This is a genomic window from Nocardia vinacea NBRC 16497 (assembly GCF_000308835.1).
GTDB lineage: Bacteria > Actinomycetota > Actinomycetes > Mycobacteriales > Mycobacteriaceae > Nocardia > Nocardia vinacea.
On sequence record NZ_BAGN01000137.1, the window covers coordinates 1 to 9,979 of the forward strand.

A 9,979-nucleotide genomic window follows, 5' to 3' on the forward strand; every position below is an offset into this window, starting at 1 on the left:
CCAATTTGCCGGTGGCGGTCGAGCCTGTGAATCCGATCTTGCCGACATCGCTGCGGCACAGGGCCGCACCGGTGTCACCGCGGCCGGTGACTACCTGTAGCACGGCCTTTCCCGGCACCGCCCGCTCGAACGCCTCGGCCAGCCAGGCACCGACGCCAGGGGTGTACTCGCTCGGCTTGAACACCACCGCATTGCCCGCAGCGAGTGCGAACGAGATCGAGCCGAGCGGGGTGAACACCGGATAGTTCCACGGCCCGATCACCCCGACCACGCCGAACGGGCGGTACTCGACCTCGGCGGCCTGGTTGACGGTCAGCAGACTCGACCGTACCGAACGCTTACCGAGTACCTTCTCGGCGTTGTGCGCGGCCCAGCGCAGATGTTCGAGGGCCATCGCGATCTCGAGCTTGGCGTCCGAGATCGGCTTGCCCATCTCCCGATGGATTGTTCTCGCCAGTTCATAACGGCCACAAGCGATTTCGGACCGCCAGCGATCCAGGCGGCGGCCTCGCTCGGCGAAGTCCAGCCCCGACCACCAGTCCGCCGCGTCGTGGGCAACGGCCACCGCGGCCGCGACATCGACGGCGGTACACAGTGGGTAGCTGCCGACCTTTTCACCGGTCGCCGGATCATGGACATCGAATGTCGAAGCCGTCTCGATGCCGGGGAGTCTCGTGATATTCGGCATCAGTTCCCCTTTCGGGTTCGGATCCGGCGGGCGGTGCCGTTGGCGATGGTCGAGGTGACGAGTCGGTTGGCGGGACCAGCCAAGGCGAGTAGCGGTCGCATTGCGGATGTGCCTTCTAGAGCGAATGTCCACCTCAGGTGGGTGCCTTCGGTATGGGGTTCGAGCACGATGTCTTCGGCGAAGCGTTGCAGTCCGGGGATCGACGCGGCGTCGACGGTGAAGGTCATCCGCTTGCCCTCGTCCCAGCGGTAGAAGCGTTCGTCCAGTCGCACTGCTCCGCCGAGGGTGACGGTGCGGGTGGTGCCGACGCCGAACGGGCGCGGTGCGGTCCATTCCACTCCGCTGATCACCGCGGACCAGGACACCAGTGCGTCGTCTGCGGTCAAAGCGGCCCACACGGCAGTGGGCTCGGCCGCGATATCGACAGTGTGTTCGTAGCGTCGAGCGGCGGTCGCGACGAAGTCGTCGTCGGATTCGGCGAGTGCATAGCGTTGTGCCATGGACGTTTTTCGTTCCTTCGAATGGTCTAGAGGTCGAGGACCAGTGCGTCGCCCGATGCGCGGGAGACACAGGTGAGCATGTGGTCGGTGCGTTCGGTGTCGGGCAGGGTCAGGTCACGGTGCTCGATGTCTCCGGCCAGTACCCGGGTCTTGCAGGTGCCGCAGAAGCCTTGCTGGCAGGAGTAGACGGCATCGGGCACCGTGCGTCGGATGGCGGCGAGTGCGGTCTCCTGTGCGCCGACCCGGATCGTGCGCCCGGTACGCGCCAGAGTGATGTCGAATTCCCGGCCGTCGGTCACCGGTGGCGCGGAGAAGCGTTCGGTGTGCAGCGAGCCGCTCGGGTTGACGGTGAACATGGTGCGCTGGGCGGCGGCCAGCACAGGTGGGGGACCGCAAACGTACACGGCCGCGCCGGGTTCGGCGCGTCCGATCAGCTCCGCGATATCAGGCACCCCGAATTCGTCGTCCGGGCGGATCTCCGCACCCGGCAGTTCATCCAGGAATGGCATCGATGCCCGAGACCGCCCGAGGTATACAAGGTGCCCGCGCGATCCAGCGGCTTCGACCATCGGCAGGATCGGGGTGATTCCGATGCCACCCGCGATGAACAGGTACGACGGCGCCTCGACGAGGGTGAACGCGTTGCGCGGTCCGCGCACCCGCAGTACGTCGCCGACGTGCACGTCCCGGTGCATCTCGATCGACCCGCCGCCGCCGTCGGCGATGCGCCGCACCGCGATTCGGTAACAGGACCGGTCGCTCGGGTCGCCGCAGAGCGAGTACTGCCGTTGTCGACCCGAGGGCAGGAAGACGTCCAGGTGTGCGCCCGGCCGCCACGAGGGTAGCGACGCACCGGCCGCGCGCAGCGTGAGGGAGCGCACGTCCTGCGCCTCCACAGTCACCTGGTCTACGACGAGATCCAGGTTGAATCCATTGCGGCGCACCGGATTCGATTTGGACAATATTGCCGCGGTAGGTCCGGAGACGAAGACCTGCTTGTAGGCGTCGATGACAGCCCCCAGCATCCGCAGGCTCGGAGGTGGGGTGAATTCCTTTGTCATGGCCGTGATTTCCATCAGTGCCCCGCCGCCCGGGCTGCGGGGGAGTGCGCAAGATAGCGCAGCGCCTTGTCCATGGGGCCGAGCTGGGACGGGTGGAAGCCCGGACGCAGATACCGTGGCATTTCGGTAAAGAATGTTGTCCAGCTGGGGATTACGCCGCGCTTGGTGGCGCTGACGAATTGCAGGCCCCAGAATCGGCCCTTGTTCGCCGACGGATCCTTCCGGTACAGGTGGGCGGTCGAGACGATGAACAGCGGCAGCAACGTGGCGGTCGCGAGGATCGCGGTGCGTGCCCGGCGGGCGTAACTGCCATCCACATGCATGTACGCGTCGAATACGACGCTGCGATGCTCGACTTCTTCCGCGCCGTGCCAACGGACCAGGTCCAGCATCGCTGGATGCATGCCACGTTCTTCGAGCACGTCCGCGTTCAACAGCCACTCGCCGATCACCGCGGTGAAGTGTTCCATTCCGGCGAACAGTCCGAGTCGTTCCTTCAGCCACTCCTGTCGGCCGCGGCCGGTGAGTCCATGGCCGCCCAGGATACGGTCGACCAGCCACGCGATCTTGGAAACGTAGGAGTCGACGTCCAGCCCGATCGACTGCAGATGTTGACGGGCCCCCTCATGACTGGCCGCATGCATGGATTCCTGGCCGATGAAGCCCTGTACTTCTTCTCGCAGTCGCTCGTCATCGATGAACGGCAGCGCCTCCGCGAGGCATTGGGCCATCGCCCGCTCGCCCTCCGGCAGTACCAGATGCATCACGTTGACGATGTGGGTCGCCAGGACCTCGTCGGGGATGTAGTGCATCGGGACCGAGTGGAAGTCGAAATGAACGTCCCGGGCATTGATCGCATGCTCTTCGTCGCGGTAGGGGCGCCGCGTCGCGCCAGCCTTCTCAGCCATGTACCGACTGTATAGAGCCACAAAATATATTGCAATGTTGCAGCTACATTCTGTTCCTGAATGTTGCACGACGTCGGGATATTGCTAGCGTGGAGATCGTGTCAGCCACGTCAACGCCATCGGTGAGCCCGGAGGACACAGACGACAGCATCGAATCGCGCATCCTGGACGCAGCCTTGGTTCAGTTCGAGAAGGTCGGCGTCAAGAAGACGACCATCGAGGACGTCGCCCGGCAAGCGGGGGTGGACCGCGTTACCGTTTACCGGCGCGTCGGCTCGCGCGATGACTTGGTGCGTGCGGTGGTCAGCCGCGAGGTCAGCGTGGTGCTCGCCGAGGTGGCGCGGATCGCCGAGCGGCACGACGATATCGGCGATCTGGTTGCCGACATCCTGGTCACCGTACTCACCAAATGGCGCAACCACCCGATGGCGCAGCGCATGCTGGTGATCGAACCCGAACGGGTACTCACCAAGCTCACCACCGACGGCGCAACGGTTTTCACGCTGTCGGTCGCGACGACCGCCGCGGCACTGGAGCGCGCGATCGCCCGTGGATTACTACGTGAAACCCCGGACCTGCTCACCCGCGCGGAAGTCATCTGCCGGGTTGTCCACTCCCTGATCCTCGCCCCGGACGGCGGCGTGCGACTCGAATCTGATCCCGAACTCACCGAATTCGCGAGAACGTATCTGCTACCGATCATCGCAGGCTGATCCCTGGTGAAGGTCGGTTGCCCCAGCGATGTAGTGGATCAGTATCCGAGTAAACGTGCTTTCGTCCCAACATCTTTCGGATCGATTGCCGTTATCGATACACCCCTGGATCGGATGGGGTGAGGAGTGGCTCCTCAATCGTCGTCGGCTGCTCCCGTCGTTGATGCCGTTGGGTTTTCGGGTGTGGGCGAACCGCGTTGCGCGCAGCGGATTTCGTACCAGCATGCAACAGTGATAGTGGCGTACGCGCCGACGACTGCGAGAGCTGGGGTTATCAGCAGTAGCGCGATGACGGTCATTTCCAATCCCCTGTGCGATGTTCCTGCCGAATAACAACTTTCGCGCCGCATCGCGCTGCGAATTGCCGCTCCTGGGCCGTGGCGTTCGCAGGCTTGCTGCCACACAGACGTTCGGCGCGGATTCGTCGTTGATCAGGACGCCGGGTTTCGGACTATCAGGGAGAGGGCAGCTCGGAGTTCGGCTGTCCGCGATACGGCTCCGCGCATGCTGGGGCGGCTGTACTGATGATGCAAGGGCCTTCCGCTTTCACGATCTTAGCGGAGGTGCAACAGTGTCATATGCTTTGTGGATGTGATGCGTGAGACATCTGGTCAGTGTGGGCTCGATCGGTCGACTACCGGCCGCTGCGGGTCGGCGACGTCTTGCCATGTTCAGGCTGGAGACCGACCATGGCCGCGCTCTCGCGCCAGAGCAAGTCGCGCGCATCGCTACTGCGTGCGAGGTCGGAGGGCGTCGGGAACGTGAGTTCACCCTTGACCAAGGAGGCGTAGATCTTTCCTGCGGGCGGAGTCGCCGCACCCGATGCCAGTTCGGCGAGGACATTGCCCGAACGTTCGGGTGTTGCCATGTAGAGCCCGGGGCGCACTGCTCCCAGCAGGCGGAAAATCGGGCCTGCGGACTGCATAATCGCACGCACGACCTTGGGCTGCTCGTTCATCAGCGACGTGCCTTCGGTCATTCCCGGGTTGTACGCAATCACCGTTAGAGCGCGCGCTTCGGTCTCATCGAGCGCGGAAATCGCTTGTGCGGTCAGCAGGTTGCACAGCTTCGACGCTGAGTAGGCGCGGATGCCCGATAGTCGACGACTTCCGTCCGGGTGCGCCAGCGCCGCGGGATCGAAGGGCGTCGGAGCCGACTCGTGCAGGTTGCTTGTGGTGATCACCAGGCGGCCAGATTCGGCCATGAGAGGCAATAGCAGCTGAACGAGCAGATAGTGGGCCAGGTGGTTCACGGCGAAAGTCAGTTCGAAGCCGTCGACGCTTCGGCGATCGGCCGTAGGTGTCTGCACGCCCGCATTGAGCACGAGGATGTCGATGCGCGCATTGCCGACGCGACGTGCGACTGCCTCGGCGAAAGAGCGAACATCGGCCAGCGATGCCAGGTCCAGTGGGAGGACCTCGACCCCCGCCGGCACCTGCCACTCGCTGCCGCGGGCACCGACTATGACTCGGGTGCCGGGTGCGAGGGCGAGACGGTTCAGCGCGTATGCACCGAGCCCGCTGGTAGCCCCGGTCATCACCATGATCCGATCGGATTTGTCATCCATAGAAATATGTCTTTCCGGGTTGGTCGGGTGTCCGGTCAGAGGTTCCCCGCCTGTCCGCAGTCGCAGCCTTCGACACGACCCGTGCAAGGCGCGAGAGTTGTGAGAGATCCCTCGGGTTCCGGGGAGCGATCTCTCGACTATAACTTCAAGAATGAACACACGGCAATCGTGGTTGAGTTTTAGTTTGAACAAACTGAAATTGTGGTTTCCAACGCTACAACGTTGAATTAGTCCGCAGGTGCTCCGGCGCGATGTGCGGGACGCCTTCGGGTGCGGTCGCATCGATGAAGACGCTGATGGCTACGTTCGCGACATGGATTCCTTTGTCGTCGAGGGGTTGTGGAGATTGTGCTTCGCGAGGAGACCGGCAAGATCCTCGAGCGGATCCTGATCGCACTCGATTTCGGTACCTCGATGCCCTGGCGCAGGTCATGACGCGTCATTTCGATATGCGTGGACCGGCAGTGTGGTACGTGTGCGCGATGAGCGCGGACTGCAGGTACCACAGGCCGGTGGTCTGGTACGGGTCCATGCCGGTGAGTTCCTTGATTCGCCGCAGCCGGTAGTCGATGGTGTTGCTGTGCACATGGAGCGCGCGTGCGGTTGCCTGGCGGCTGAAGTGGTTGGCGATGTGCTGGCGCAGGGTTTCGACGAGGTCGCGATGCTCCAGGATCGGGCTCAGCAGCGTCCGCAGGCGTTCATTGGCTTGTCCGGGCCGGGTGAGCTGGTATTCCAGCACTAGGTCGTCGAAGTCGTACAGCCGTGCTCCATAACCGAGTCTCTGCACGATCTCGAGCAGGTCGTGAGCAAGGTCGGTGGCACGCGGGATCGCTGACACCGTCGCCTGGACAACCGTCGCGGTGATCGGTTCGCCGGTGTTCCGAACCAAGAATGTGAACAGGTCATGGGGACCCTGCGCGTCGAAGTCGTTGTCGGCGAGGACCAGCGTGCCGCCATCAGGCCCCAGCAGTGGTAGAGCGCGTTCGCCATATGTCGACGCCAGTGCGGTCTCGAGGTGTTTGATCCGGTCGGCCGTCGCTGCCGTCGCGATCTGATCCGAAACGGGACGAGTCGGACTGTGGTGGACCGTGATCGCCATTACCACGTATTGCTGAGCGATCGTGATCCCTGCCGCCCTCGCGATCGCCCCGGGATGATGGCCGCCGACCAGAACCTCCCCCAATGCCCTTGCGGCGCTGTACTTTTCGCTGGAGGCGGCGCGCAGACGCCTCAAATGAATGGCGACATCGGAGATCGTCGATCCGTCGTCACTGTCTGCGTTCATCAGTCCATCTGTCGAAGGTCGGCTGTGGGCATCATCCGGCAGTGGTATCGCCAAGCCTGTGTCGCTGGGAAACGAGTACCCCATCACGGCCCACCTCTGCCTTCCGAGCGTCGGTCCATCTGCTGCCCAACGCCGATCCGTCTGGTGCCGAACACCATAACGCGCATGTAACAAAGCATCAATATATGATTCACTGTTGTATCGATGTGCCGATGTCAGTATCTTCGGTTCATGGCGAGGAGTCGCGACGCGTTGGAGGAGAAGATCATGGACGCCGCGCTGGACCGGTTCCTGCAGGTGGGGATCCGGCGTAGCAGTCTGGACGACATCGCCAAGCAGTCGAGCGTCAACAGAACCACCATCTACCGGCGATTTTCTGGAAAGGAGAGCCTGGTCGAGGCGGTGCTCGAGCGTGAGGCCGAGCACATGCTCGCCGAGGTTACCGCGATCGCCACGACCACGCAGGATGTCGGTACGCAGATCGAGGAAGCCGTGCTGCATGTGCTGTGTCAGACCCGCATGCACAGGCTGGTCGGTCAGCTGCTTGCTGTGGCACCGGAAGAGGCATTGAGCTTCTATACGGTGCGGGGTGAGGAGATGGTGGCACTCGGCATCCGGTACATCGCCGGGATGCTGGAGAAGGCACAGGAGTTGGAGCTGATCGCTCGCTACGATGCCCGTCCGGTCGCGGAGTTGATTGCCCGGCTTGCGCATTCGATCATGCTGACACCGGCCGCCGGCGTGGACTTCGGCAACGACCTTGCCGCGCGTGAGTTCGTCCGTGCCACCATCGTCCCGATGGTCGAGCACGGCATCGTTACCGGCTCGAGGGAGAGCGAGTATGAATCCGACAGTTCCGCTCCGGCACCCCGTCGCTCCGCGTAGCGTTCGAGGTCTGCGGCCGTTCGCATGTGTGTTGGCGCGGCTGCTCCCAAGCGGAGTGAAACGTGCTGCGGTACAAGGGCATCGGGACCAGGAAGCCTTCCTGCGCACGCTGATCGGCGCGGAATCCGCCGTCATCGGCGACTCCGCCCACCATATCGGCCATGTCGCTTGATCTCGTCGGCGGTGATCCACCGAGCCCCGGGACCTCGGCCGGGCTGAATCACCGCCAGAGCTGGCGGCGCGACAACGCGCGCAGGCCGGAGCCGCGGCTCACTATCGACCGCGACGGATTTGCAGGTTCCAGTACGGCCGCACAGGGGCGTCCGGGTCGGAGTTGGCACGGTGGGCTGGTCGGGGGCCAACCCCCCTCCGCCAGAGAAAACGTAGGCTAACCTGCGCGGGGACTGCGGGACAGGCCACCGGCTGATCGCGCGTGGCCTCCCCGGCAACCGGGGGAACGCGCGCACCTCGGTGTGGTCATGGATCAACGGTAGGTTGCGGGACCGCACGGAGGAGGCACTGACAGTACACGGCACACGTTGACGCGGCTGGTATCCGCTGCCCGATGCCGTAGTCTGCGGCGTTGATCCCCATCGTGAGATGGACGGTGTGTACCTTGATTCAGTGCAACTAGCCAGATCGCTTCGTCACATGCCCCCCGGCGATCCGACCGAGGAAAAGATCCTTGACGCGGCCTTGGACCGGATCCTGCAGCTGGGGATCCGGCGTGCCAGCCTGGACGACATCGCGCGTCGCGCCGGATTGAATCGCGTCACCATCTACCGTCGGTTCACCACGAAGGACAATCTGGTAGAGGCGGTGCTCACGCGAGAGCTGCTCCGTGTGCTCGGCGAGATCACCGCCGCCGGCTCTGTGGAGGACGGCGTGGATGCGCAGATCGAACAGACGATGCTGGCGCTCATCCGGACGATCAGAACCCATCCGTTCGTGACGCAGCTGATAAATGTCGAGCCGGAGGAGGCGCTGGCCTTCTATACCGTGCGGGGGCAACAGCTGGTCGAGGTGGGCATCAGCTACATCATGGAGTTCGCACGTCGCGGTCAGGAAAGGGGATTGCTGCCGCCCTACGATGCTGGCCCGGTAGCGGAACTTCTTGCACGACTTGCACATTCGATCATGCTGACCCCGGTCGGGGGAGTGGACTTCGACGATGAGAAGCAAGTAGAGGCCTTCGTGCGCTCAGCTATCGTGCCGCTGCTCCTGCATGGAATCGGAACGGGAGGCGTCGCAGCGCCGACGGCGGCCGCTGTCAAGAAGTCGACGGCCGCGAAGAAGTCGACGGCCGCGAAGAAGACGACGGCCGCGAAGAAGACGACGGCCGCGAAGAAGACGGCCGCCGCCAAGAAGTCGACTGCCGCGACAAAGTCGGTTGGTGCCAAGAAGTCGACAGGCGTGAAGAAACCCGGCGGTTCGCGGCGCAGCTAGGGTGTGGCCGCGAAGGAGTAGCCGACGCCGAGCACATCGCAGACCGTTTCAGCTGGTCAGTGCCTGTCGGAAGAGCGGCCAGGATTTGTGCAAATCGTCCTGCCGATATCCCCAGGAATGAGTTCCCACCGGCCGCATTTCGAATGTCGCGGGGATACCGAACTCGCGGAATCGGTCGCGCAGAGCGGCGCTGCTGCGGGACCCGGCCCTACGGCCGCACCGCTTCCTGGTTGTCGTATTTCTCGTGCAAGTGTCATTCGTCCTCGTGACCGGCACACGTCCGTACTTCCTTGCCGAACTGTTTCCCGCCCTGTTCGCGGCAGGTGCGGTGTGGTTGTCGGCGAAGGGGTTTCAACGGCAGAGCGCGGCGATCGCCATCATCGGAACGGCCGTTTCCACGGCGGTGGGCCTCAGCTTGGTGTACGTGCTCCCACTGCCGCAGTCGTCGCTTCGGGAAGGCACCGAAAGCGCCGGGGCAGTATTCGCGCGCATGCGGATCTACGGCATGAGTGGCTGGCGACCTCTGGTCGGCGCCGTCGAGACTGCCTACGGAGGTTTGAGTCCGGAAGATCGCAGGCATGCCGTTGTGATCGCCGAGACCTATTGGCAGGCAAGTGTGTTCGATCAACTCTCCGACCGCGATCGGCCCGACGTCTACAGCCCCAATCGCGGATTCGTCTACTTCGGGCTGCCACGCCCGAGGATGCGACCACCGTCCTCTACGTTGGCCGGCTGCACTCGGAGTCGGAAATGAGACAACAGTTTTCGCGAGTCGAGCAGGTTGCGGTGCTCGACAACCCACTGGGATTTCCCGGTATCGATCGCGGCGTTGCCGTATGGCGGTGCGACCAGCCCTTCGGCCGATGGTCGCAAACCTGGCCTCGTCTCTGGACCTTGGCGATCGACTCGGGTCCGGGGAAACCGGC

Annotated in this window: 10 protein-coding genes; 4 read left to right on the forward strand and 6 right to left on the reverse strand. The window is 63.7% G+C overall.

Annotated features, from left to right (window positions below):
* The 4 genes from ON44_RS18850 to ON44_RS18865 form a co-directional block, all read right to left on the reverse strand.
* On the reverse strand, window positions 1-688 hold a 688-nt coding region (locus ON44_RS18850), incomplete at its 3' end, for an aldehyde dehydrogenase family protein (protein WP_040691856.1).
* Window positions 688-1,188, reverse strand: coding sequence for an SRPBCC family protein (locus ON44_RS18855; RefSeq protein ID WP_040691858.1), 501 nt, complete (start codon window positions 1,186-1,188; stop codon window positions 688-690). The genes ON44_RS18855 and ON44_RS18850, both read right to left, overlap by 1 nt.
* Before the next feature lie 26 nt (window positions 1,189-1,214).
* Window positions 1,215-2,249 carry a PDR/VanB family oxidoreductase gene (locus tag ON44_RS18860; protein ID WP_083897981.1) on the reverse strand — a complete coding sequence of 345 codons (1,035 nt, stop codon included), beginning with the start codon at window positions 2,247-2,249 and terminating at the stop codon, window positions 1,215-1,217.
* 14 nt (window positions 2,250-2,263) lie between these two features.
* Complete coding sequence (locus ON44_RS18865; protein WP_040691865.1) at window positions 2,264-3,157, reverse strand: metal-dependent hydrolase; 894 nt, start codon at window positions 3,155-3,157, stop codon at window positions 2,264-2,266.
* A 98-nt stretch (window positions 3,158-3,255) separates the two neighbouring features.
* On the opposite strand from ON44_RS18865, the gene ON44_RS18870 reads away from it, so the two are divergent.
* Window positions 3,256-3,870 (forward strand): TetR/AcrR family transcriptional regulator, encoded by a 615-nt coding sequence (locus ON44_RS18870; protein ID WP_085998565.1) that lies wholly within the window; start codon window positions 3,256-3,258, stop codon window positions 3,868-3,870.
* A gap of 634 nt (window positions 3,871-4,504) precedes the next feature.
* Here ON44_RS18870 and ON44_RS18875 read toward each other — a convergent pair.
* Entirely contained in the window at window positions 4,505-5,437 is a 933-nt protein-coding gene (locus tag ON44_RS18875; protein ID WP_040691871.1) for an SDR family NAD(P)-dependent oxidoreductase, read from the reverse strand.
* 439 nt (window positions 5,438-5,876) lie between these two features.
* Window positions 5,877-6,722, reverse strand: a complete 846-nt coding sequence (locus tag ON44_RS18880; protein ID WP_051182187.1) for a PucR family transcriptional regulator — start codon at window positions 6,720-6,722, stop codon at window positions 5,877-5,879.
* Between the two features lie 231 nt (window positions 6,723-6,953).
* Here ON44_RS18880 and ON44_RS18885 point away from each other — a divergent pair, with 231 nt between their 5' ends.
* The 3 genes from ON44_RS18885 to ON44_RS18895 all read left to right on the forward strand — a co-directional run bounded on the left by ON44_RS18885 (window position 6,954) and on the right by ON44_RS18895 (window position 9,807).
* Window positions 6,954-7,607, forward strand: coding sequence for a TetR/AcrR family transcriptional regulator (locus tag ON44_RS18885; protein ID WP_040691874.1), 654 nt, complete (start codon window positions 6,954-6,956; stop codon window positions 7,605-7,607).
* 600 nt (window positions 7,608-8,207) lie between these two features.
* Entirely contained in the window at window positions 8,208-9,053 is an 846-nt protein-coding gene (locus ON44_RS18890) for a TetR/AcrR family transcriptional regulator (RefSeq protein WP_245567224.1), read from the forward strand.
* 265 nt (window positions 9,054-9,318) lie between these two features.
* A complete protein-coding gene (locus ON44_RS18895; RefSeq protein ID WP_083897980.1) occupies window positions 9,319-9,807 on the forward strand; it encodes a hypothetical protein in 489 nt (162 codons plus the stop codon).
* Window positions 9,808-9,979: the final 172 nt, after the last annotated feature.